The sequence below is a fragment of the Plantibacter sp. VKM Ac-2876 genome, from assembly GCF_015350715.1.
Lineage (GTDB): Bacteria > Actinomycetota > Actinomycetes > Actinomycetales > Microbacteriaceae > Plantibacter > Plantibacter auratus.
In genome coordinates, this window is record NZ_JADKSI010000001.1 from 669,895 (window position 1) to 693,842 (window position 23,948).

Sequence of the window (23,948 nt, forward strand, 5' to 3'; positions counted from 1 at the left end):
TACCCGAACCGACCGTGCGGCTTCCGACTGCGAGTTAGCGCTTGCTGGCAGCGCGTCGGATGGCGCCGAAGACGATCGTGCCGATGATGAGGACGATGCCGATGATCCCGAGCCACAGCAGGCCCTTCAGCGCGAAGCCGACGATGGAGAGGATCGCCCAGATGACGAGGAGCACGATGATGATCTGCATGGCTTGGGTTCCTGATTCCGTGGGTGATGGTGGTTGGTGAGGTGGCTCAGTGTATGCGGAGCTCGGCGACGAGCGGGCACGCGAACGGATCGCGAGCGCCGAGACCGACGCGGTTGAGGTAGCGGATGACGATGCCGTACGAGCGCAGCAGGGTGGTCTCGGTGTACGGGACGTCGAGTGCGGCGCAGTGGTCGCGGACGAGTCGTCGAGCCTCTTTGAGTGCGGGACGCGGCATCGAGGGGAACAGATGGTGCTCGACCTGGTAGTTCAGGCCGCCCATGAGGAACGACACCCACCATCCACCGACGACGTTCCGCGACGTCAGGACCTGCCGGGAGAAGAAGTCCACGTTCGCATCATGGGCGATCGTCGGCATCCCCTTGTGGTTCGGGGCGAAGGAGGCACCCATCATGACGCCGAACACCGCGAGCTGCACACCGAGGAACGCGCACGCCATGCCGAACGGCAGGAACCAGAACACGACGGTGAGGATGATCCCGAAGCGTGCGACGAGCATCACGCCCTCGATCACCCGGTCGCGCACGTCGGCCCGCGTCCCGACACCGCCGACGACGGAGCGGATCGCGAGCCAGTGCAGGTTGAGGCCTTCGAGGGTGAGGAGAGGGAAGAACAGCCAACCCTGGTGGCGGTAGAAGATCCTCGCCGCCCGGTTCCGCACGGTGTCGACGTCCTCCGGCAGGAAGCGGATCGTGTCGGGTTCGATGTCGGGGTCCTTGCCCACCGTGTTCGGGTTGCCGTGGTGGCGGGTGTGCTTGTTCATCCACCATGAGTAGCTCAGTCCGACGAGGAAGGTCCCGAGGAAGCGACCGGCCCAGTCGTTCCACGCACGGGACTCGAACACCTGCCGGTGCGCGGCCTCGTGGGACAGGAAGGCGAACTGGGTGAACAGTACGCCCAGCGCCGCCGCCACCAACAGCTGCAGCCAGGAGTCGCCGAGGAACGCGAAGGCGACCCAGCAGCCGGCGGTGGCCAGCACCAGGACGGCGAACAGCGTCCAGTAGAAGCCGTAGCGCCGTCGGAGCAGGCCGGCCGACTTCACCTCGGCGAGGATCGCGGAGTAGCTCGAGGTACCACCAGCCCGCGTTCTCCCGCTGGGTCCGGTCTTCCGGAACCCGCTGCTGCGTTCGACCGTCATCGGGCGCACTCCGCCGGTGGGACGGGCTGTCTCGTCGACCACGTGGGTCGCCGACGGCGCGCGAGAACAAGGCCGACGGGGTGCGAACTCATGAGGCTCCTGGGCATCATCAGAAAGGACGAACATTCCGGCAACCGGGGTCTGGGGCAGCGCTCGTTCAGCGTAGAACGGCCCCGCGACCCGACGCAAATCCGCCTGAGCGCGTCTCGACCGCGGCGGTCATGGACGACCTCCGGCCTCGGTTACGGTTGATCCGCTGATCAACAGATGAGGACTGAGACCGCCATGGACGACACGCGCGAAGCACGGCTCATCGAGACGTTCGTGACCCTCACCGACAGCCTCGTCGCCGACTACGACGTCGTCGACGTGCTGCAGACACTGGTCGACCGGGCGGTCGAATTGTTCGACGCCGCAGCCGGGGCGATCCATCTGGCCGACCGCGACGACGTCCTGCGGGTCGTCGCTTCCACGAGCGAACGGAGCGAGTTCATCGGCCTGCTCCAACTCAACGCGGGCGAGGGCCCGTGCATCGCGGCGGTGACGTCGGGTCGACTGGTGACGGCGGAGAGCGCCGCGGAGCTCCAGGAGCATTGGCCGAGGTTCGCGGAGGCCTCGAAGGAACGCGGATACGCGGGCGTGCACGCGATCCCCATGCGGCTCCGCGACACGACCGTCGGGTCACTGAACCTGTTCCGCGAGACCGAGGGCGCTCTCAACGGCGCCGACGCCCGCGCCGCCCAGGCGCTGGCCGATGTCGCGACGATCAGCCTCCTCCAGCAGCGGACGATCGAGAACGCGACGCTCGCCACCGAGCAACTCCAGCGCGCACTCGACAGCCGGATCGCCATCGAACAGGCGAAGGGGTATCTGGCCCGTGCAGCGGGTGTCGACATGGACACGGCGTTCGGGATGATCCGGCAGTACGCACGCACCCGCCAGCGGCGGCTCGGTGATGTCGCCGCCGCGGTCGCGCGCGAGGAAGTGCCGCTCGACGAGGTCACGGGGACCGGCTCACCCGAGCCCGACGAGGCCTGACCGCCGCCCTGCACCGACCATGGGGTAGCCGGTCGATCCTCCACAACCCACTCCAAACTCAGCCGGAACAGGGCAGGATGGAGGTTCGAACATCACCGAGCACTCTCGAAGGAACACACCCATGGCAGGCCTCAGCCTCTCCAAAGGCAACAACCTCTCGCTCACGAAGACCAGCCCAGGGCTGACCATCGCCACGGTCGGTCTCGGGTGGGACCCGCGCACCACCGTCGGCGTCGCGTTCGACCTCGACGCCTCCGCCATCCTCGTCGCCGAGAACGGCAAGATCCGAACCCCCGCGGACTTCATCTTCTACAACCAGATGTCGACGCCCGACGGCTCGGTCGTGCACCAGGGCGACAACCGCACCGGTGAGGGTGACGGCGACGACGAGCAGATCACGATCGACCTCCGCGCCGTGGAGCCCGACGTCTCGCGCATCGTCATCGCGGTCTCGATCCACGACGCCGACAACCGCCGCCAGAACTTCGGTCAGGTCCGCGACGCCTTCTGCCGGGTGATGGACCAGGACCAGCAGGAGATCGTCCGCTACGACCTCACCGAGGACGCCTCGCAGGAGACGGCGATGCTGTTCGCCGAGATCTACCGGTACAACTCGGAGTGGAAGTTCCGAGCCGTCGGCCAGGGCTACACCACCGGCTTGGCAGGCATCGCGGGCGACTTCGGCGTCCCACTCGACTGAGCCTCACGCAGGCGCCGGCACGACCGGCGGTCAGTGACCGCCGGTCAGCTTGCCGGCCAGTCGGCTGTGGATCCGGGTGCTCGCGTCGTTCATCCCCTCGATGACGACCCGCTTCCCGCGACGCTCGTACTTCGTGGTGATCGCGTCGAGGGCGGCGACGGTCGACGCGTCCCAGACGTGCGACTGCGAGAGGTCGATGACGACCTGCTCCGGGTCGTCGGCGTAGGCGAACTGCGTCGTCAGGTCGTTGCTCGAGGCGAAGAACAGCTCTCCGGTGACGGTGTACCGGGCGGTGGGCGTCGCGGCGGACCGGTCGACCGTGCGTTCGACGGAGGCGAAGTGGGCTACCCGCTTGGCGAAGACCACCATCGCCGCGACCACACCGACGACGACGCCGACCGCAAGGTTGTGCGTGAGGACCACCACGACGACCGTGGCGACCATGACGACGGTCTCGCCGAGAGGCATGGCGCGCAGGGTCCTCGGGTTGATGCTGTGCCAGTCGAAGGTCGCGACGGACACCATGATCATCACCGCGACGAGGGCGGCCATGGGGATCACCGCGACCACGTCGCCTAGCGCGACGACCAGGACCAGCAGGAACACCCCGGCGAGGAAGGTCGAGATCCGCGTCCGCGCGCCAGAGGCCTTCACGTTGATCATGGTCTGGCCGATCATCGCGCAGCCACCCATGCCGCCGAAGCACCCGGAGAGCACGTTCGCGATCCCCTGGCCCAGCGACTCGCGGGTCTTGCCCGACGGGGTGTCGGTGACGTCATCGACGAGCTTCGCCGTCATGAGCGATTCGAGGAGCCCGACCAACGCCATCGCGGCCGCATACGGGGCGATGATCGTGAACGTCTCCAGTGTGAACGGCACGTTCGGGATGAACAGGGTCGGCAGGCTGCGCGGCAGTTCGCCCTGGTCGCCGACGGTCGGCACGTTCAGTCCGGCGACCACGGTCGCCGCGGTGATGAGCACGATCGCGACGAGCGGCGCCGGCACGACACTCGTGAGGCGGGGCATGACGACCATGACCACGATGCCGACCGCGACGAGCGGGTACACGAGCCACGGCACGCCGATGAGGTTCGGCAGCTGCGCGGTGAAGATCAGGATCGCCAGGGCGTTGACGAACCCGACCATGACGCTGCGCGGGATGAAGCGCATGAGCTTCGCGACGCCGAGAAGACCGAGGACCACCTGGAAGACACCGCCGAGGATGACCGTGGCGATGAAGTAGTCGAGGCCGTGTTCGCGGGCGACCGGAGCGATGACCAGGGCGATCGCTCCCGTGGCCGCCGTGATCATCGCCGGACGCCCGCCGAGGAAGGCGATCGCCACGGCCATGACGAACGAGGAGAACAGCCCGACCTGTGGGTCGACACCCGCGATGATCGAGAAGGAGATCGCCTCCGGGATGAGCGCCATGGCGACGACGAGGCCCGCCAGCACCTCTCTGGTGAGGATGCGGGGGCTGCGGAGGGCGGAGAGGACGGTGGCGTCCGGTGCGGCGGATGTGAGGCCGATGGCCATGGGTGCTCCTGTCGGAGTCGGGGTCCTCAGCGTGAGGACCGGATGGGAATGTCGGGGTCCGGCGCTGCGGTGCGCACGCCACCGACCGCGCGGGGGCGTCACGCGCGGGAGAATGGTGGGGAGATGCGGCCCGATCGGCCGCCATCGATAACTCTACCCTAACGTAAGGGTTGATTTGAAGTGAGGCGACTGTGACGAGCGAACCGACCACCATGCACATCGGCGAACTCGCCGAGCGCACCGGACTCTCGCTCCGCACACTGCGGCACTACGACGACGTCGGTCTGGTCTCAGCCTCCGCGCGCACCGAGGGCGGATTCCGCTTGTACACGCAGGACGACTACGACCGCCTCATCCTCATCCGGCGCATGAAACCCCTCGGCTTCTCGCTCGAAGAGATGGCCGAACTCCTCCGGGTGATCGACGCCATGGACACCGCACCCGACGACGACACGCGCGCGATCCTCGATGGGTTCATCACCGATGCGGCCGAGCGACGCGCCAAGCTGCAGCAGCAGCTCGCGATGGCGGACGAGTTCGTGTCACTCCTCGAAGCCCGCCGCTGAACAGCAGCGATCCCGCCCGAGGTGACGATGGTCACCTCGGACGGGATCGGTGCTGTGTCGGCGCGGGCTACGACGCGACGCGTCGGCGACGGACGACCAGCCAGGCGCCGGCTGCGAGGAGCAGCCCGGCCAGGCCGACGAATCCGACGACCGAGACACCGGTGGTCGACAGCGCACCAGGACCGGAGCCCGCAGCGCCGGGAGCCGCGGCATCCGCGGCCAGGACGGTCAGCGCCGCCTCGGCCGTGATGCCGGAGTCCGCACCCAACGCCTGCAGCGTGTGCGCGCCCGGCACCACCGAAGCGGGCACCCGCAGCGTCGCCACGAACGCACCCGAAGCGTCCGCGACGACGGTCCCGAGGTCGGTCGGGGTGGAGAACAGCGTGAACCGCACCTGCTCCCCCGCGGCGAAGCCGGACCCGGACACCGAGAACGACTCACCCACCCGCACCGACGGCTGGTCGACCGTCAGCGTGCCCTCGGCACCGGGCACCGCGATCCGCTGCGGACCGACGCTCTCGAGGGTCGGGACGACCGGGTTCATGAGGCCCGTCTCCGGGTCGAACGTCAGCCGGTCGATCGTCGTCTCGCGGTGCTGGCCGTCACCACCCGGGATGGCGAACCGGTGGTAGACGATGTACCAGTCGTCGGTGCCCGGCACGTTGAGGATCGAGCTGTGACCGGTGGCGAGGATGCCGAGTTCGGGCTGCTTCTGCAGGATTACACCGCGGTACGTCCACGGGCCGTCCACACTCGTCGCCGTCGCGTACCCGACCCGGTAGTTCTCCGAACCGGTGTCGTCGATCGAGTACGTCAGGTGGTAGATCCCGTCCCGGTAGTTGACGAAGGCACCCTCGCGGAAGTCGGTCAGGCCGTCGATGCGCTTGAGCGTGTCGGCCTTGATCGACAGCATGTCGTCCGACAGCTCGGCGTACACCGGCGAGCCGTTGCCCCACAACAGGTAGCTCTTCCCCGTCACCGGGTCGGTGAACGTGGCCGGGTCGATCGCCTGTCCGGAGGTCACCGCTTCGTCGTTGAGGATCATCGCATTCGGCTGAGCCGTGAACGGACCGGCCGGGCTGTCCGCGACGGCGACGCCGATGGTCTTCCGGTCGACGGAGGCGTTGTGGCCGCTGAAGTAGAAGAAGAACTTCCCGTCCTTCTCCCCGATCGTCGGCGCCCAGGCGTTGCCGGTCGCCCACGGCACGTTCCCGTTCGCGCCGTCGAGCGTGAGGATCGGCTCCGCCGAACGCTCCCAGTCGACGAGGTCCTTCGACGACCAGACGAAGAACTCCTTGCCACCCCAGCCGGCGAAGCCGTCAGTAGTCGCATAGATGTAGTAGGTGTCGCCCCAGACGAAGACGTTCGGGTCGGCGTAGAGACCGGGGATGACCGGGCTCTTCATCTCGACGGCCCGCATCGTCCACGTCACGGCGTCACCCGAGGTCGGCGTCAACGTCACGGTCACCGGGCTGCTGAGGTCGACGGCGGTCCCCGAGGCGGGGCTCGCCGTGACACCGGCCGCGGTCGTGAAGGTCGGGCTCAAGGCGGTGCGGTCCGTCCCAGGCTGGACCGGGAAGACGACCTCGTGGCGGTCGTTGTCGACGATCGGAGCGGTCTTCAGCACGTCCTCCTCGAGGCCGATGTCGGTCAGCGCCGCGGTGTTCCCGGAGCCGGCGAGCACCTCGTCCGCTGAGAGCGCGCGGTTGTAGATCGCGAACTCGCGGAACGCGCCCTTCAGGCGGTTGTCGGCGTCGTAGTTCGAACGGCCCAGGTAGTTGGCGCTCGTCCACCCGCCGCCGATGTCGCCCGGATCCGACGTCACGGTTCCGGTGCCGACGGCGATGCCGTCGAGGTAGATCGTGGCCGTGGTGCCCTGCAACGTGTACGTCAGCTTCGCCCAGCGACCGCGCGTCAGGTCCTTGCCCTGCGACACCGTCTGCTCCGTGCTCCAGTTGCCGGTCGCGAGGCTCGTCCGATAGGCGTTGCCGGTGCTGAACAGGTAGCCGTCGCCGGCGCCACCGGTGGTGTTGCCGAGCCCGTAGATGAAGTACGGGTTGGCCTGCGTCGGGTCGATCCAGACCTCCGCCTCCACCGTGACGTCCTTCACGCCGGCGAGCAGGTTGTCCGGCAGCTTGACGTAGTCGCCGCCGTCCAGCTGCAGCGCACCGTCGGAGAAGGTCGCACCGCCTTCGACCGTCGCGTCGAGGCCGTTGCCGGACACGTCGCTGAGCGTCGAGCCCGCGGAGCCGGCGAAGTCGTAACGGACGATCTCGCCGTCCTCGTTCGCGGGCGCCGGCTCGGGTGCTCCGCCGAGGCTGTCCTGGAGCAACTGCAATTCTGCAGCCGTGACCGGGAGCACCGTGCCGTGGCGTGGGCTCGCGGGCAGGTCGTAGTCCTTCGCGACCTGCCAGTCGGGGTTCGCGATGTCCTCGGTCTCGAGCGGGATGTAGCCGCGTCCGCCGTACTCGTCGACGAAGAGGTAGAACTTGTCACCGTTGACGTCGCCCGGGTTGGCGGCGAACGCCGTCGGCCCCTCGACCGCGCTGGTGCCGGCATCGCGACCGATGCAGGTGTCGAGCACCGTCCAGGACTCGAGCGTGGCCCGCAGGTCCGTCGAGGACTCCTGGATGATGTCGGCGCACCCGGTGCCACCGGCGCCCTCGTCCTTGGTGAAGCGGTAGTAGGTGTCGCTCGACTTGATCACCGTGGAGTCGATCCGCGAGACGCCCTGGTCCTGCCAGACCTGCGGCTCGCTGAACGTCGTGAAGTCGCGGGTGGTCGCGTACATCATGCGGTGGTAACTGTTCCCGGTGTGGTCCGGGTCGTCGGAGCCGTAGAGCGACGAAGCCCAGAAGACCACGTACGCGCCGATGGTGTCGTCGTAGTACGCCTCGGGTGCCCAGGTGTTGCCCGCGTTCTCCGGTGCGACCTCGATGTGCCGCTGGTCGGACCAGGTCACGAGGTCGTGGGACTCCCACACCTCGAGGTGGTGGCTGCCCGTGCGGACCGAGTCACCCCAGGACGTGCCGCTGCCGATCGAGAGGTCGGTGGCGATGAGGTAGAAGGTGTCACCCTCGGGAGATCGGATGAGGAACGGGTCGCGCAGCCCCTTCGTGCCCTCGTCCGAGGTGAGGACCGGGCGTCCGGCGTTGAGTTCGTTCCAGTCGAGCGCGTTGTTGCCCTCACTGGCGGCGAAGTAGATGTTCTCGCCGGCGAGCGAGTTGCCGGTGAAGTAGGCGAACGCGTAGCCCTCGTAGTCGGGGGTCGCGATCGCGGCGCGGACGGTCGCCGTGAACCCGCGCGTCGCGGTCGCCTCGCCCTGGCTCAGCGTGGCGGTCAGGGTGACGGTGGCGTCCGTGGCGGGCCGCGTCACGACACCGTCGGTGGCGATCACGGCGGGGTCCGACGACGCCCAGGCGATGTCGATCCCCTCGGGCGCTCCGGGCAGGGTCAGATTGCCGCGCACGTCGTCGACGTTCGCGATCGACAGGGCCGCAGCGGCGGCGTCCAGATCCTCCTGCGCCGTGGGGGCGGCTCGGAAGCTCGACTGGGATGTCGCTGCCGGGGCGGTCCCCGGCGACACCGCTGCGGCGGCGCCGGAGGCACCGACGAGCGGCAGGATCAGGGCCGCGATGGAGGTCGCGACGACCGTTTTGAGGCGCAGTTGTCTCATGGGGGTTGGTTCTCCTGGTTCGGCGTCGTTGTCGAGCGGGATGGAACGGGTGGTGCTGCGGGGGGCGGGCGTCAGGTCTTGCGTTTGCGCGAGACCACGAGTCGCTGGAGGAGGACGAAGACCAGCAGGATGCCGCCGGTGATGATGGTCGTCGCCTCCGGCGGGATGCTCCCGTCTCGGGTGATGAGGACGTTCATGAGCCCGAGAACGAGCGCACCGACGACGGACCCGAGGACGAACCCGGCTCCACCGGTCAGCAGCGTGCCGCCGATGATCACGGCCGCGATGGCGTCGAGCTCCCAGCCGACACCCGTGATGTTCTGGGCGATGCCGAGCTTCGAGGTGTAGACGACGGCCGCGAGGCCGGCCAGGGTGCCGCTGATGATGTAGACCATGAGCTTCGTGCGGACCACGGGCAGGCCCATGAGGAGGGCCGACTGCTCCGAGCCGCCGATCGCGTAGACGGTCCGGCCGAGGCGGGTCTTGTGGAGCACCACGAACGCCGCGGCGACGACGAGCAGGGCGATCAGGACGTTCGGGGTGGTGATGAGGTCGTTGATCTTCGGGCCGTCGATCACTTTCCACTCGGTGGAGAGCGAACGGATCGGCGAGTCGTCGGCGAGACGCTCCGGGGTGGTGCTGAGCATCGAGGCGAGACCGCGCCCGAGGAACATCATCGCGAGGGTGGCGATGAACGGTTGCACGTTGAAGTACTGCACGAGCACGCCCGAGAACACGCCGAACGCGGAGCCGATCAGGATCATGATCACCATGACCGCGATCGGGTTCCAGCCCGAGTTCGCGAGCATCACCCCGATCAGACTGCTGATGGCGATGATCGCACCGACGGAGAGGTCCACGCCGCCCGTGAGGATCACGAAGGTGAGCCCGACGGCGAGGATGATCAGGTAGGCGTTGTTGATGAGCAGGTTCGAGATCGTGCTGGCCTGGACGATCCGTCCGTAGGCGATCTCACCGTAGACGACCATGCCGATGAAGATGACGACGGCCGCCAGGGTGGGCAGGGTCTCGAGGTTGGGCGTCAGCCGGGACAGCAGCGAGCGCCGCGGGAGCACCGGAGCGTCGGGCGCCGGTCGGTCGGTGAGGGTGCTCATGCTGACACCGTTTCCTTTCGCGTGGGGACCGACGCCGTGGGCGTCGTCCGGGACTTCCGCCGGGCGAACAGGGCTCTCACGCGCTGTGACTGGAGGAGGCAGATGATCACGATCACGACGGCCTTGAACGCCGGCGTCGCCGAGGAGGGGATGGAGAGGAACACGATCGTCTTGTCGAGGGTCGCGATGAGGAGCGCGCCGATCACGCTGCCGGTGAGGGAGAACTTGCCACCGGCGAGCGAGGTGCCGCCGATGACGACCGCGAGGATGGCGTCCATCTCCGCGTTCAAGCCGGTCTTCGCCACCTCGACCGTCATGACGCTGGCGGTGCTGAAGATCCCGGCGACACCCGCGAGGACGGCGCTCACGATGTAGACGGCGATGAGGATGCCGATGGGGCGGATACCCGCCATCCGGGCGGCGCGCGGGTTGATGCCGATGGACTCGATCATCAGGCCGAGCGCGGTGCGCCGGACGAGGAACGCGACGATCGCGACGATGACACCGGCGATGATGAAGACGACGGGGAATCCGAACACGGTGCCGTTGGCGAGCCAGCGGAAGGGCTCGTTCGTGGCCGAGGTGTTCTGCCCCGAGGTGATGACCTTCGCGAGGCCGCGACCGGCGAGCATCGTGATCAGCGTGGTGATGAACGGCTGCAGGCCGACGATCGAGACGAGCACCCCGTTGACGGTGCCGAGGAAGGCGCTCACGGCGAGCGCGAGCAGCGCTGCGACGATGGCCGAACCCGCGTCCCCGCCGCTCTGGTTGCTCATGAACTCCATCGACACGGCGCCGGAGACCGCCATGACGGAACCGACCGAGAGGTCGATGCCGCGGGTGGCGATCACGAGCGTCATCCCGACCGCGATCATCATGATCGGGGCGCTCGCGCGCAGGATGTCGATCGGGTTGCCCGACAGGTTGCCGGTCGCGCCGTTGACGGAGACGCCCAGGTAGCCGGGGTCCTTGACGAGGTTGATGACGAGCAGGAGCAGCAACGTCACGATCGCCCAGATGTAGGGCTGGTGGACGATGGTGCTGACGACGCCGCGGGCCGAGCCCTGGCCTCCGCGTGCGGAGGAACCGGAACGGGCCGGCCCCTGACTGGTGGCGCTCACGTGGCGCTCCCTTCGGTGGCGATCAGGTCGACGATGGTGTCTGCGGTGACCTCGGGTCCGTTGACGATCTCGCCGATCTTACGGTGATCCTTCAGCACGACGATCCGCTCGCTCAAGCGCACGACCTCCTCGAGCTCGGAGGAGATGAACACGACGGACATCCCGTCCTCGGCGAGCGCGGCGATCGCCTCCTGGATCTCGGCCTTGGCGCCGACGTCGATGCCACGGGTCGGCTCGTCGAGCACGATGAGCTGCGGCTTCGTCGCCAACCATCGGCCGAGGAGCACCTTCTGCTGGTTGCCACCGGAGAGGTTCTTGATGGGGCGTTCCGGGTCGGAGGGCCGGACGTTGAGTTCGAGCAGGTACTTGTCGCAGAGCTCGTTCTGCTCGCGTCGGGAGAGCGGGCGCGCCCAGCCCCTGCGGGCCTGGACGGCGAGGATGAGGTTCTCGCGCACAGTCAGGTCGCCGATGATGCCTTCGTCGCGTCGGTTCTCGGTGGAGAAGGCGATCTGCTTCGACAGGCCGGCCATGGGCGTATGGACCTCGGCGGTCGCGCCGTCGATCGTGACCGTGCCGGAGTCGGGACGGTCGGCACCGTAGATGAGCCGACCCAGCTCGGTGCGGCCCGACCCGAGGAGCCCCGCGAGACCGACGACCTCGCCGGCGTGGACCTCGATGTCGACGGGGTCGATCGAGCCCTTCCGCCCGAGGTCCTTGGCGCTGTAGAACGCCGGGGTGTCGGCGGTGCCGGTCCGGCCACGGTTGGAACCGAGGGCGGCGAGCGTGCCGTAGTCCTTGCCGATCATCTTGGAGATGAGCTCGGTGCGGTTGAGGTCCGCGGTGCGGTACTCCCCGACGAACTCGCCGTTGCGGAGCACCGTGAGGCGGTCGCTGATCGCGTAGACCTGGTCGAGGAAGTGGGAGACGAAGAGGATCGCGACGCCCTGGTCGCGTAGTCGGCGCATGACCTGGAAGAGGCCCTCCACCTCGTTGGCGTCGAGGCTGGAGGTCGGTTCGTCGAGGATGAGCACCTTCGACTTGGTGACCATGGCCCGGCTGATCGCGACGAGCTGTTGCAGCGCGAGCGAGATGCTCGAGAGCGGCTGCTTGGGGTCGATGTGCCCGAGGCCGAGACCGACGAGCGCTTCGTGTGCGGCTTCGTGGGTGCGGCGCCAGTTGATGCCGAAGGGACCGCGGACCTCGTGGCCGAGCATCACGTTCTCGCCGACGGTGAGGTTGTCGCAGAGGTTCACCTCTTGATAGACGGTCGAGATGCCGGCGCTCTGCGCGTCCGCCGTTCCGGAGAAGGAACGGGGACCTCCGGCGACCAGGATCGTGCCGGAGTCGATCTTGTACACCCCGGTGAGCGCCTTGATGAGCGTCGACTTGCCGGCGCCGTTCTCGCCCATGAGCGTGTGGACCTCGCCGGGGAAGAGCCGGAAGTCCACGTCTTGCAGGGCTTTGACGCCCGGGAACTCGATGGAGATGTGCTGCATCTCGACGATCGGCTCGGTGATTGCCATGTCTGCCTGGTCGTTCTGCCGGTCGATCCGGCGTCGTCGCCGGGGAGTCTGGTCCCCGGGAAGCGGGTGGGCGGTCGCCCGGCAGCGATGGAGCTGGCTGCCGGGCGACCGGGTCGGATCAGTAGGCGCGTTCGGGCAATGCCGCCGTCGCGGCGTCCGGCGAGTCGAACGTGACGCTCGGCACCACGATGTCCGACTCGACCGAGTCGCCGGCGAGTGCCTTCTTGACGATGTCGATCGCGGTCTCACCGAACAGCGGGTTGTACTCGGCGACGAAGCTCAGGCGGCCGGCGGCGAGTGCTTCGAGTGCTGCCTTGGTGCCGTCGATCGTGATGATCTTGACGTCGGTGCCGGGCTTCAGGCCGGCCTCCTCGACGGCGAGTGCAGCGCCGAGGCCCATCTCGTCGTTCTGCGCGAAGACGAGCTGGACGTCGTTGTTGTTCGCCTTGAGGATGGTCTCGAAGACGCTCTTCGCCTCTTCGGTGGACCAGTTGGCCGACTGCGACTCGAGCTTGGTGAAGTTCGGGTCGATGGTGTCGTCCCAGCCCTTGTTGCGGTCGTTGACGACGGAGAGGCCGGGAGGGCCCTCGAGGACGACGTACTTGGCGCCGTCGGGGAACTGACCGTTCGCCCACTCGGCGGCCGAGGCGCTGATGCCGACGTTGTCGGGGGCGATGCGGCTCGTGTAGAGCTCGGTGTCGTTCGGCTCGATGCCGCGGTCGAGCAGGACCACGGGGATCTCGGCCTCCTTCGCGCGCTCCAGGACGCTCTCCCAGCCGGTCGCCTCGGTGGCGGACAGCAGGATGGCGTCGACGCCCTCGTCGATGAACGAGGTGAAGGCGGTGATCTGCGAGTTCTGGTCGCCGTTCGTCGCCGGTGCGTACTTGAGGTCGAAGCCGTTCTCCTTCGAGAACGAGTCCTGGATGTTCTTCTCGTTCGCGGTGCGCCATCCGCCCTCGGGGCCGACGGCCACGAAGCCGATGGTGGTGAGTTCGCCGTCTGAACCGGCGTCGCCGTCGGAGCTTCCGGAACCGCTGGAGCAGGCGGTCGCGCTGAAGGCGAGAGCACCGACCAGGGCGAGGCCCGCGAGTGCGCGGACACGTGTTGTCTTGAACATTGTTCTCCTCTTTGAGACCCGCGGTCCCGACGATGGGTGCGGCGTGAATGTGACGTGCGTGGTGCTGCGGTGACGCAGGTGGTCGGTGATTGTTAGCGATCACATCTGCGTTGTGCTGAACATTAGCCACGGCTCGAAGTGGTTGTCAACAGGCAATGTTAGCCCTCACAATTCCTGCGGAGCGGCCTCCCGGCGGCGCCGTCGCGCGCGCTAGAGTCAGGTGATCAGCGGACACCCCGGCCGCGACCACCTCGATGGAGAGCTGCAGATGACCTCGCCCACGCCACTCGTGCAGCTGCGCGGTGTCTCGGTGAGCTTCCCCGGCGTCAAAGCGCTCGACGACGTCGACCTCCGACTGTTCCCTGGCGAGGTCCACTCCCTCATGGGCGAGAACGGAGCGGGGAAGTCGACCCTGATCAAGTCGCTGACCGGGGTCCATCGGATCGACAGCGGGAGCATCCTCCTCGACGGACGCGAGGTCTCGTTCTCGAGCGTCGCCGACGCCCAGGCGCACGGGATCAGCACCGTCTACCAGGAGGTCAACCTCCTCCCCAACCTGACCGTCGCCGAGAACATCCTCCTGGGCCGCGAACCACGCCATGCCTGGGGAGGGATCTCGGGGAGGCGTATGCGGGAGCGCGCCCACGAACTGCTCGCCGTCGTCGGACTCGACATCGACCCGACCTCGCAGCTCTCCGCCCACCCGCCGGCGATCCAGCAGCTCGTCGCGATCGTCCGGGCGATCGCCGTGCGCACCAAGGTTCTCGTCCTCGACGAACCGACCTCGAGCCTCGACAACGACGAGGTCACCGAACTCTTCCGGGTCATCTCGATCCTCAAGGCCGAGGGCGTCGCGATCCTCTTCATCTCGCACTTCCTCGACCAGGTCTACGAGATCTCCGACCGACTCACCGTGCTGCGCGAAGGCCGACTCGTCGGTGAATACCTCCCGCACGAACTGCTCCGGATCGACCTCGTCCACAAGATGATCGGCAAGGAGCTCGCGACCTTCGACGAGATCAGACGCGGGCTCGACACCTCCGACGAGGGCGACGCCCTGGACGGTGAGGACCCGTTCGTCGCGGCGATCGGGCTCGGGCGCCAGGGTGCGATCGAACCGATCGACCTGAAGGTCTACGAGGGTGAGATCGTCGGCATCGCCGGCCTGCTCGGCTCAGGACGGACGGAGCTCGCCAGACTTCTGACCGGTGTCGACCGGGCCGACACCGGCTCGGTGGAGGTGGCCGGGAGGGCCACCCGCCTCGGATCCCCGCGTCGCGCCCTCAAGCAACGGATCGTCTATGCGTCGGAGAACCGTCGCACCGAGGGGATCATCGGCGACCTCAGCCTGCGCGACAACATCGCGCTGGCCCTCCAGGCGGACCTCGGGTGGTTCAGGCGGATCCCGCTGCGTCGGCAGAACGAACTGGCCGAGAGCTACATCCAGGCGATGGGCATCAAACCGGCGAATCCCGATGCGCTCATGAAGGAGCTCTCAGGCGGGAATCAGCAGAAGGTACTCTTGGCGAGGTGGCTCGCGCTCGCTCCTCGGCTGCTCGTGCTCGATGAACCGACCCGAGGCATCGACATCGGCGCCAAGGCCGAGATCCAGAAGCTCGTGACCCGACTCGCCGAGAACGGTCTGTCGGTCGTGTTCATCTCAGCCGAACTCGAGGAGGTCCTGCGCATCAGCCACCGGATCGCCGTGCTGCGCGACCGACGGAAGGTCGCCGACCTCCCGAACTACGACCTCACCGTCTCGAAGCTGCTGGCCGCGATCTCGGAGGGGCCGGACGAGGCCCCGCCGGAACCGATCACGACCGCCGACGGCGAGAGGGGACCACGTGGGTGAGCCGTCCCGTCATGCGACGATCTTCGACGTCGCGCGGCTCGCGGGGGTCTCGCATCAGACCGTGTCACGGGTGCTCAACGACCTCCCGAACGTGCGCCCGGCGACGAAGGCGCGGGTCGACGAAGCGATCAAACAGCTGCGCTACGTCCCCTCCCCTGCCGCCCGGACGCTCGTCACGAAGCGATCCCGGACCATCGGCCTCATCGCCACCGGCGGCACCGAGTTCGGGCCCTCGTCCTCGGTCCTGCACTTCAACGCGGCGGCCCGTGACGCACGCTGGTCGGTCTTCACCGCGAACATGGTGGACAGCGACCCGGGTTCCGCGCGCGCAGCGGTCGAGGGGTTCCTGCGCCAGAACGTCGAGGGCATCGCCGTCATCAGCGCACGCGAGGGGGTCACCGACATCGTGGCGGGGATGGAACTCAGCGTGCCGCTCGTCGCCCTGCACGCAACGCCACGCGCGGGCATGGTGACCGTCGGCGTCGACCAGTACGCCGGCGCGCGTGCGGCGACCGCCCACCTCATCGGGCTCGGCCACCGGCGCATCGGACACCTCGGCGGACCACCGGACGCGATCGACGCCCGCGAGCGCGAGCGTGGCTGGCGGGACGAACTCGCCTCCGCGGGTCTCGTCGCGCAGGTCGTCGGGACCGGCGACTGGACGCCGACGTCCGGATACTCCCTCGGGCGACAGCTGGACGACGAGGTCACCGCGGTGTTCGCCGCCAACGACCAGATGGCGCTCGGCCTCATGCACGCCCTCACGGAGCGCGGCCTCCGGGTCCCGCTCGACTTCAGCGTCGTGGGGTTCGACGACATCCCCGAGGCGGAGCACCTCTCTCCGCCGCTCACCACCGTGCGGCAGGACTTCGAACAGGTCGGCCGGACCCTGCTCGCGACCCTGCTCGACCACGTCAATGGAGAACCCCCGGGAGCGGTGCCGCCCTCGGTACCGGAGCTGATCCTGCGCGACTCCACGGCGACGGCGAACGCCGAGCGCTTGGCGAGGCGCAGCGTCGACGTCCCCTGAGCGTCTCCAGCCCCTGACCCTCACCCGGTCCCTGCCCCACCCGGTGCCTGAGCCTCACCCGGTCCCTGAGCCTGTCGAAGGGCGAATTCCCAGGTACCCCGTCCACCCCCTGACCTACACTTGTCGGAGCAGGGGGAGTACTCCTTCGCGACATGCTCGTCAGTACGGATCCGCCATCGGATCCCGGGGTGTCGGCTCTCATCGAGAGTGGAGAAGACCGTGTTCCGACCATCGCGTCGGAGTCCCGTCCTCGAGCCCCTGGAGCCACCATGGCCGTCACCCCGCTGATCTGGATCATCACCATCGGTGTCACGATCCTCTTCTTCGTCTACGAGTTCTTCGCGCACGTGCGGAAGCCCCACGAACCGACCATCGCCGAGTCGGCACGCTGGTCGATCTTCTACGTCAGCCTCGCCCTGCTGTTCGGCGTCGGCATCGGCCTCGTCTCCGGCTGGACGTACGGCGGCGAGTACTTCGCCGGGTACCTGACCGAGAAGGCGCTGTCGATCGACAACCTGTTCGTCTTCCTCATCGTGATGGCCGGGTTCGCCGTCCCGAAGGCGTACCAGCAGAAGGTGCTGATGATCGGCATCATCATCGCGCTCATCATGCGCGGCGCGTTCATCGCCGTCGGCGCCGCACTCATCGAGAACTACTCCTGGATCTTCTACCTGATGGGCGCGCTGCTGCTGTTCCTCGCGTACCGCCAGGCGTTCGGCAGCCACGAGAGCGACCCGGCCAACGGCAAGGTCGTGGGATTCGCCCGCCGCATCCTCCCGATCACCGACACCTACCACGGCGACCGACTCTCGGTGAAGATCGACGGCAAGCGCTTCTTCACGCCGATGCTGCTGACGATCGTCGCGATCGGGTTCGTCGACCTCGTGTTCGCGGTCGACTCGATCCCCGCGATCTACGGCCTCACCGAGCAGGCGTACATCGTGTTCACCGCGAACGCGTTCGCCCTCATGGGCCTCCGCCAGCTGTTCTTCCTCATCGGTGGCCTGCTGGAACGTCTCGTCTACCTCGCCCAGGGTCTCGCCGTCATCCTCGCCTTCATCGGTGTGAAGCTCGTGTTCCACGCCCTCCACGTGAACGAGCTGCCGTTCATCAACGGCGGTCAGCACATCGACTGGATCCCCGACATCCCGATCTGGTTCTCACTGCTCTTCATCGCCGCGACCATCACCGTGGCGACGGTCGCCTCGCTCGCGAAGACCCGCCGCGACGCGCGGGCCGGCCTCGAGCGGTAGTCCACGACGGTCCTGCTCGCGGCACCGGTGATCCGTTTTCCGCAAGAACCGTCGGCCTGAGGAGATCCTCTGTCACGATCTCCTCAGGCCGGCCGCCGTGGGGGCGGCCGTCGCGATGAGGAGTGACGATGGGTGTGCTTCGCGGCAGAGTGTCCGGTGTGCTGGCGATCGTCCTCGCCTGCGGTTTCGTCGGAGCCGGCACCCTCCCGGTAGCGGCTGTCCCCGCCGCGACCGCGGCCGCCTGCCGCTCGCTCCTGGCACCCGCCGTCGAACTCCTGAACGCCGGCGATGCCGAGACGGGGTTCGGCGTCGACGGCTCCGGCGTCCGGGTGGGGATCATCTCCGGGTCCTTCGGGAACGCCGGAGAAGCGGCCGTCGCAGCCGACATCAGCGCGGGACTCCTGCCCGGGCCCGGCAATCCGTGCGGGTACGAGACACCGGTCACGCTGGTGGACGATCCGCCGGGCGACGATGACGACGAGGGTCGGGCGATGGCGCAGCTGGTGCACGGGATCGCGCCGGGAGCGGAGATCCTCTTCGCCTCGGGGACCTCCGACTTCCCCGGGGCCGTCGACCGTCTCGTGGCGGCCGGTGCGTCGATCATCGTCGACGACGTGCAGGGCAGTGGCGACCGCCGCTATCGGACCGGTCCTGGTGAGGCCGCCATCCAGCGCGCGGTGGACACGGGCGTGTTCTACGCCACCGCAGCCGGCAACTTCGGCGTCCCTGGCGCGGCGGGGTTCCCCAGCGCCGGGTTCCCGATCGGCTCGTGGGCGACCGACCGCTATCGCCCCACCGACTGCCCGCAGAACGTCGCGGACCTCTTCACCGACGAAGCGATCGACTGCCTCGACTTCGACCCGGGGGAATCGGCCGACGCGACGCTGGGCGTCACCCTGCCGCCGGCCTCGGTGATGGTCGGCGCACTGGACTGGGCCGAACCCGACGGAGCCGTCGCCACGAGGTTCGAATACGTCCTGTCACTGGCTGACCGGACGATCCCGTTCACCCCGGGCGATCCGGAGCTCGCGACCGGCGCGGCACCGCTCCAGAACCTGTCGGACACCGAGGCGTCGGAGGTCCAGGTCAGTGTCGTGCGGCACGTGACGTCCACCGCGGCGACCCCTCCGGTGGCCCTGACCTGGCTCCCCGTTCCCGGACGACCCGAGCTGATCGCGCAGGAGTACTTCCGCTCGACCGCGACGGACACCGTCGGCTCGGCGCTCTTCGGCCATCAGGCATACCCGGCGGCGTTCCGGGTCGCCGCCGTCGACGCAGCGGACTCCACCCTGGAGACCTACTCCTCCCTCGGGCCGTCGACCATCCTCTTCGGCGTCCCCACCCCGGTGACGGTCCCCGGCCCGACTGCGGCCGGCATCGACGACCTCCCCGTCTCGACCACCGTCCTCACCGGCTCCGGCAACTTCCGAGGCACATCGGCGGCCGCCCCCACCGTCGCTGCCGCGGCAGCGCTCGTCCGTCAACTCCGGCCGGAGCTCACCCCGGACCAGGTGCGAGCAGCGCTCACCGACCACGCCCGTCTCGACACCATCACCATCCCCTGGGACCCCTCCATCCCGACCGAACGTTCGGTCGGCGCGGGCCTGATCGACGTCCGCGCGAGCCTCGCCGCGCTCGCGGTGCCGACGCCGCCTGTGCCCACCGCAGACGCCGGGGCAGCGGCGATCGACGTCCTCCCTCCGACCGGCTTGTCGGCCACGAGCCTGCTCAGCGCCGTCGTCATCGCCGTGGCGCTCACCGGGGGCGGGGCCCTGCTGCTCCTCCGACGACGGCCGAGGCGTCGGGTCTGACCCGGTCCCGAGGCCGTGTCCAGGCCTCGACCTCACGATTCCCCGCTCCTAAGCTGAGCGCATGTGCGGTCGCTTCGTCGTCACCGATTCCACGTCCACCCTCCTCGCGGACCTCGTGGCCGAGTTCGAAGCGCCTGCGCCCGACTACAACGTCGCACCCACCACCGAGGTGACCGTGGTCCGCACCCGGCACGATGAACGGACCACGACCAGCGCCCGCTGGGGCTTCGTCCCCGGCTGGGCCAAGGACTTCGCGAAGCAGCGCCCGCAACCCATCAACGCGCGAATGGAGACGGTCGCGACCGCCTCCATGTTCCGGAAGGCGTTCGCGTCAGCACGGTGCATCGTGCCGGCGACCGGTTACTACGAGTGGGTGGTCACCGAGACCGGCAAGCAGCCGCATTTCATCCACGACCCCGAGGCCGAGCTCGCGATGGCGGGCATCATCAGTGCCTGGCCCGACCCGGGCAAGGCGGAGGACGACCCGGACAAGTGGCGTCTGTCGATGGCGATCATCACGCGGGACGCGCACGTCTCACCGGGCGAGGTCCACGACCGCATGCCCGCCTGTCTGACCCCCGACGGCTACGACGACTGGCTCGGCGACCACCTCGACACCGACCAGCTGTTGCAGCTGCTCGACCGGGAGTCCTTCGCGGTCGCCCACGATCTCACCCACTACGAGGTCACGCGCGACGTGAACAACGTCCGCAACACGGGCCCGCACCTCATCGAACCGCTCCCGGCCTGAGTGTCAGCTCAGGGCGGGTGTCGCGCCCGCTCGGGATCCGACCTGCCGCTCGTCCGTCCCCTTGATCACCCAGTACACGACCGCGACGGCGAGGATGCCGATGACCGGCGTCAGGTAGGCCGCCCAGGGCGTGCCGAACGGGGCGAAGCCCACCGAGAACGCGGCGACGTCCCAGATGCCGTGCAACGCCATCGCCCAGATGAGGGAGCCGGTGACGCGCCGCACGATGTAGAAGCAGGTGCCCGACATCGCGGCGAGGACCACTTGTCCGAGCGTGTTGAGGAATGGAGCGCCGAGTGCTGCATTGACGAGATGCATGGCTCCGAAAAGCAGGGAGGTCAGCAGCCACACCCACACTTCGGCGAGGCGTGAGCGGAACGCCGTCAGGAGCAGGCCGCGCGACATCAGCTCCTCACAGAACCCGACCGCCAGGCCCAGCGCGAGCAGGGAGAGGAGGAACGACGGGTCGAACTTCGACCAGTCGGTGTTGACCAGGTTCGCGACGGCGACGACCAGCATGAGCGCGGGGACGAAGATCGGCCACTTGTGGTGCGAGCGTCTCCGCTCGAACAGGGCAGGCCTCCACCACCCCAACAGCCACGTGGTGATGGCCAGCAGCACCGCGCCGACCGCCAGGTCGACGACCGCCCCTCGCCACGTGAACTCCGCGGACGTCCCGATCTCGGTGTACGCCACCCCGCTGAGCTTCGACACGACGAAGATGACGGCCACGTAGCCGACGTAGATCGCCAGGCCGATCCAGACACGAGGGGTGACGCGCATACGCTGTTGCCTTCCAATCGGCGGGGGAATCGACGCTCAAATGTATCGGGCGACTGCGGAACCGGCGAAGAGCTCCCCGGCTGACCGCCGGTCGTCCGATGCGCCCTCAGCTTCCTCACAGACGCTCGTCTAAGCTAGACGAGCGTCTGACTCAGACGATCGTCTAGCGGCCCGTTCGACGGGCCCTCCATCTCGAAGGAGCGCCGGTGAGCGGTCTGCGACAGTACGCGATGAACCAGGTCCGCGATGAGATCATCGACGCCGCCGGACTCGAGTTCGGCAGGAACGGCTACGCCGGGACCTCGTTCTCCGGTATCGCGTCCGTCATGGGTAAGCCGAAGTCGGTCATCGGCTACCACCTGTTCCCGTCGAAACGGAGCCTCGCGCACGCGGTGATCGCGGAGCAGGACGAACGGTGGCAGGCGGCGGACGCACGGATCGGCGTGCCCTACGGCGCGCTCCGTTGGGTGACGATGATCCTCGCCTCCGCGCAGGAAGCGCAGCGGTCCCCCATCGCGATGGGCGCCATCCGGCTCCTGCACGAACTGCCACGAATGGACGACCCGGTCTACACGGTGTTCGACTGGCGGGCCTACACCCGCACGAACCTCCGCATGGAGGCCGCAGCGCACGATCTCGACCTCCCCGACCTCGACGGCGTCGCAGACGTCCTGCTCGACGCCTGCTTCGGACTCGTCACCACGACGGTGGGCGACGACGATGCGGCCGAGCTGAGCGAGCGACTGATCACCCTGATCCGGCCGATCCTCGCGACCGTCGATCCCGCCGGCGCCGCAGCCACGACGACCGCCGCAGCGGCCGCTCATGAGCTCGTCGCCGGGCCGACCGAGCACTGACCTCCCCCGAGCCCCCCCCCCCCCCCCGAACCCGTCTCCGCAATCGGAAGGACGCCCATGTCCCAGATCGACGCCGTGCCGAACGGCACCACCCGCAGCACCACGGTCGCGGACCGGGTGCACCTCGTGCAGGGCCCGTCCGTCAACTGGATCATCGTCGAGGGCGACCTCGGGCCGGTCCTCATCGACACCGGATACCCCGGCGACGGCGCGGCCGTCACCGCGACCCTCGGCGCGCTCGGCTACGCCGTCGAGGACGTGCACGCGATCCTGCTCACCCACGGACACAGCGACCACATCGGCAACGCGGCGTTCATCGCCGGGTTGGCGGAGTGCGACATCCTCGCGTCCCGCGACGAGATCCCGAACGTCCGCCGGGAGGTGCTCGAGCAGGTCGGACTCGCCGACGTCCAACCCCACCTCGAGCGTCCCGGTGTCGCCGCCTGGGTCAGCCACGCCGTCGAGGCCGGCGGACTCGAGGTCGTCCCGCCGACGTCGGTCACCGCGATCGAGGACGTGCCCGAGCTCCGGGCGACCCTCGGGCTCGCGGTCCGCCCGCTCCCCCTCCCCGGCCACACGCGCGGGCACCTCGGATTCCTCCTCGTCGAGCACGGCGTCCTCGTCGCGGGCGACGCCCTCGTCACCGCCCACCCCACCAGCCCCCACGACGGCCCGCAGTTGCTCCCCGAGATGTTCCACGGCGACCTGCAGCGCGCTCGCCAGTCGTTGACCACGCTGGCCGGGCTCCCAGCCTCCGTCGTGTTGCCCGGGCACGGCCCGGCGTTCTTCGGCTCGCCCGCGCAGGCGGCGGCGGAAGCCCTCGCCTTCGGGAGTGCGTTCTGAGCATCCGACCGCCCGTCGGACCCCTGCGATAGCGTTGGTCGCGTCCCCGAACCCGGATCCCGAGCCACGAGGAAGTGACCATGAAGAACCCGTTCCGCCGCGACGGCCGCCCCAACGACGGCAGCCCGAACGATGACAGCACGAACCCCGAGCGGACAGACGCCCCGGAGCAGCCGAACCAGGGCCGCACCCTCGAACCGGCTCCCGAGGTACTGACCGAGCTCGACGCGTTGAACGAGGCCTGCCGTGCGGCGCCGGACGACATCGACGCGCAGATCCGACTCTGGCGGGCGGTCGCCGCACTCGACCGGTGGGTCTTCATCAACCGTGGTCCGGAGGACAACCCGCGGCCGTACGCGCTCGCAGCGCAACCGGGGAACCTGGTCGGCATCTACAGCAGCGGGACGCGAGCGCAGGAGGCCGCGTACGCGAACGGGCTGGTCCCGCCGGATGCCACGGTGTCGCTGCTCGCGGTCCCGATGCCTGCGGCGATCGACTGGGTCCGGTCCTTCGGCGAGCACGGGGTCGTCGGCGTGACCATCGACTACCCGCGCCTCGGCGCCTGGTGCCCGCTGCAGAACCTGGCGGGCCTCAGGCCCACGGACACCCAGGGCTGACGCCGACGCCGAGGAGGACCACGATGCACGGCTCGGAGTTGCAGGACCGGGCGGCACGCCGCGCCGACGAACTCCCCGGTGCGGAGCTGACGCACCCGTTCGGCGAGGAGTGGGACGTCTACAAGGTCCGCGGCAAGGTCTTCATGCTGCAGACGGGGGCGACCGGCGAACCCATCGTCACCCTGAAGGCGAGGCCCGAGGACAGCCACAGCCTGCGCGAGGCCTTCCCCGACATCATCCCCGGCTATCACATGAACAAACGGCACTGGATCTCGCTCAAGCCGGACGGCGAGCTCGAGCCGGCGTTCGTCGACGACCTCGTCACGGAGTCGTACCTGCTCGTCGTCGAGGGGCTGCCGAAGCGGCTGCGCCCGGTCGATCCCGCCACGTTCGGACAACGCCGCGACGGCTGA

At 68.5% G+C, this 23,948-nt stretch carries 21 protein-coding genes; 12 read left to right on the top strand and 9 right to left on the bottom strand.

All coding sequences use genetic code 11. The features are described 5' to 3' along the window. Positions 1–34 precede the first annotated feature (34 nt). Positions 35–190, bottom strand: a complete 156-nt coding sequence (locus ITJ62_RS03210) for a hypothetical protein (RefSeq protein WP_162852293.1) — start codon at positions 188–190, stop codon at positions 35–37. Positions 191–236: 46 nt separating this feature from the next. Beyond that, positions 237–1,346: an acyl-CoA desaturase gene (locus ITJ62_RS03215; RefSeq protein ID WP_194599665.1), complete on the bottom strand. Its 1,110-nt coding sequence runs from the start codon at positions 1,344–1,346 to the stop codon at positions 237–239. A gap of 267 nt (positions 1,347–1,613) precedes the next feature. Between ITJ62_RS03215 and ITJ62_RS03220 the strand changes: the two genes are divergently transcribed. After that, positions 1,614–2,384, top strand: a complete 771-nt coding sequence (locus tag ITJ62_RS03220) for a GAF and ANTAR domain-containing protein (RefSeq protein ID WP_228497802.1) — start codon at positions 1,614–1,616, stop codon at positions 2,382–2,384. Between the two features lie 121 nt (positions 2,385–2,505). Further along, the gene (locus ITJ62_RS03225) at positions 2,506–3,084 is read left to right on the top strand and encodes a TerD family protein (protein ID WP_064295082.1); all 579 of its coding nucleotides are present in this window, start codon (positions 2,506–2,508) and stop codon (positions 3,082–3,084) included. A 30-nt stretch (positions 3,085–3,114) separates the two neighbouring features. On the opposite strand, the gene ITJ62_RS03230 is transcribed toward ITJ62_RS03225, so the two are convergent. Then, positions 3,115–4,620: a SulP family inorganic anion transporter gene (locus ITJ62_RS03230; protein WP_194599666.1), complete on the bottom strand. Its 1,506-nt coding sequence runs from the start codon at positions 4,618–4,620 to the stop codon at positions 3,115–3,117. A 212-nt stretch (positions 4,621–4,832) separates the two neighbouring features. Here ITJ62_RS03230 and ITJ62_RS03235 point away from each other — a divergent pair, with 212 nt between their 5' ends. Beyond that, on the top strand, positions 4,833–5,186 hold the full coding sequence (locus ITJ62_RS03235) for a MerR family transcriptional regulator (protein ID WP_121291167.1): 354 nt from the start codon (positions 4,833–4,835) through the stop codon (positions 5,184–5,186). Between the two features lie 67 nt (positions 5,187–5,253). Here the strand turns inward: ITJ62_RS03235 and ITJ62_RS03240 are convergent, their stop codons facing one another. From ITJ62_RS03240 to ITJ62_RS03260, 5 genes are all read right to left on the bottom strand, one after another. Next, entirely contained in the window at positions 5,254–8,862 is a 3,609-nt protein-coding gene (locus tag ITJ62_RS03240) for a family 43 glycosylhydrolase (RefSeq protein ID WP_194599667.1), read from the bottom strand. Positions 8,863–8,933: 71 nt separating this feature from the next. Then, the gene (locus ITJ62_RS03245) at positions 8,934–9,977 is read right to left on the bottom strand and encodes an ABC transporter permease (RefSeq protein WP_086472838.1); all 1,044 of its coding nucleotides are present in this window, start codon (positions 9,975–9,977) and stop codon (positions 8,934–8,936) included. Next, complete coding sequence (locus ITJ62_RS03250) at positions 9,974–11,098, bottom strand: ABC transporter permease (RefSeq protein WP_370581793.1); 1,125 nt, start codon at positions 11,096–11,098, stop codon at positions 9,974–9,976. The genes ITJ62_RS03245 and ITJ62_RS03250 overlap by 4 nt, the downstream gene beginning before the upstream one ends. Further along, the gene (locus ITJ62_RS03255; protein WP_194599668.1) at positions 11,095–12,621 is read right to left on the bottom strand and encodes a sugar ABC transporter ATP-binding protein; all 1,527 of its coding nucleotides are present in this window, start codon (positions 12,619–12,621) and stop codon (positions 11,095–11,097) included. Before ITJ62_RS03255 ends, ITJ62_RS03250 begins: the two co-directional genes overlap by 4 nt. Before the next feature lie 118 nt (positions 12,622–12,739). After that, positions 12,740–13,738, bottom strand: coding sequence for an ABC transporter substrate-binding protein (locus ITJ62_RS03260; protein ID WP_194599669.1), 999 nt, complete (start codon positions 13,736–13,738; stop codon positions 12,740–12,742). Positions 13,739–14,006: 268 nt separating this feature from the next. On the opposite strand from ITJ62_RS03260, the gene ITJ62_RS03265 reads away from it, so the two are divergent. From ITJ62_RS03265 to ITJ62_RS03285, 5 genes are all read left to right on the top strand, one after another. Further along, the gene (locus ITJ62_RS03265; protein WP_194599670.1) at positions 14,007–15,590 is read left to right on the top strand and encodes a sugar ABC transporter ATP-binding protein; all 1,584 of its coding nucleotides are present in this window, start codon (positions 14,007–14,009) and stop codon (positions 15,588–15,590) included. Further along, positions 15,583–16,620 carry a LacI family DNA-binding transcriptional regulator gene (locus ITJ62_RS03270; RefSeq protein ID WP_194599671.1) on the top strand — a complete coding sequence of 346 codons (1,038 nt, stop codon included), beginning with the start codon at positions 15,583–15,585 and terminating at the stop codon, positions 16,618–16,620. The genes ITJ62_RS03265 and ITJ62_RS03270 overlap by 8 nt, the downstream gene beginning before the upstream one ends. 269 nt (positions 16,621–16,889) lie before the next feature. Further along, on the top strand, positions 16,890–17,873 hold the full coding sequence (locus tag ITJ62_RS03275; protein WP_191940224.1) for a TerC family protein: 984 nt from the start codon (positions 16,890–16,892) through the stop codon (positions 17,871–17,873). A gap of 128 nt (positions 17,874–18,001) precedes the next feature. Further along, the gene (locus ITJ62_RS03280; protein WP_194599672.1) at positions 18,002–19,684 is read left to right on the top strand and encodes a S8 family serine peptidase; all 1,683 of its coding nucleotides are present in this window, start codon (positions 18,002–18,004) and stop codon (positions 19,682–19,684) included. 61 nt (positions 19,685–19,745) lie between these two features. After that, a complete protein-coding gene (locus ITJ62_RS03285) occupies positions 19,746–20,435 on the top strand; it encodes an SOS response-associated peptidase (protein WP_194599673.1) in 690 nt (229 codons plus the stop codon). Between the two features lie 3 nt (positions 20,436–20,438). Here ITJ62_RS03285 and ITJ62_RS03290 read toward each other — a convergent pair whose 3' ends face one another. Next, positions 20,439–21,218, bottom strand: coding sequence for a CPBP family intramembrane glutamic endopeptidase (locus ITJ62_RS03290; protein WP_228497803.1), 780 nt, complete (start codon positions 21,216–21,218; stop codon positions 20,439–20,441). Positions 21,219–21,424: 206 nt separating this feature from the next. Here ITJ62_RS03290 and ITJ62_RS03295 point away from each other — a divergent pair, with 206 nt between their 5' ends. From ITJ62_RS03295 to ITJ62_RS03310, 4 genes are all read left to right on the top strand, one after another. After that, positions 21,425–22,075: a TetR/AcrR family transcriptional regulator gene (locus tag ITJ62_RS03295; protein ID WP_194599674.1), complete on the top strand. Its 651-nt coding sequence runs from the start codon at positions 21,425–21,427 to the stop codon at positions 22,073–22,075. A gap of 57 nt (positions 22,076–22,132) precedes the next feature. After that, positions 22,133–22,918 carry an MBL fold metallo-hydrolase gene (locus ITJ62_RS03300; RefSeq protein WP_194599675.1) on the top strand — a complete coding sequence of 262 codons (786 nt, stop codon included), beginning with the start codon at positions 22,133–22,135 and terminating at the stop codon, positions 22,916–22,918. 80 nt (positions 22,919–22,998) lie between these two features. After that, a complete protein-coding gene (locus ITJ62_RS03305) occupies positions 22,999–23,535 on the top strand; it encodes a hypothetical protein (RefSeq protein ID WP_228497805.1) in 537 nt (178 codons plus the stop codon). 23 nt (positions 23,536–23,558) lie between these two features. Beyond that, positions 23,559–23,948: an MmcQ/YjbR family DNA-binding protein gene (locus ITJ62_RS03310; protein WP_079704704.1), complete on the top strand. Its 390-nt coding sequence runs from the start codon at positions 23,559–23,561 to the stop codon at positions 23,946–23,948.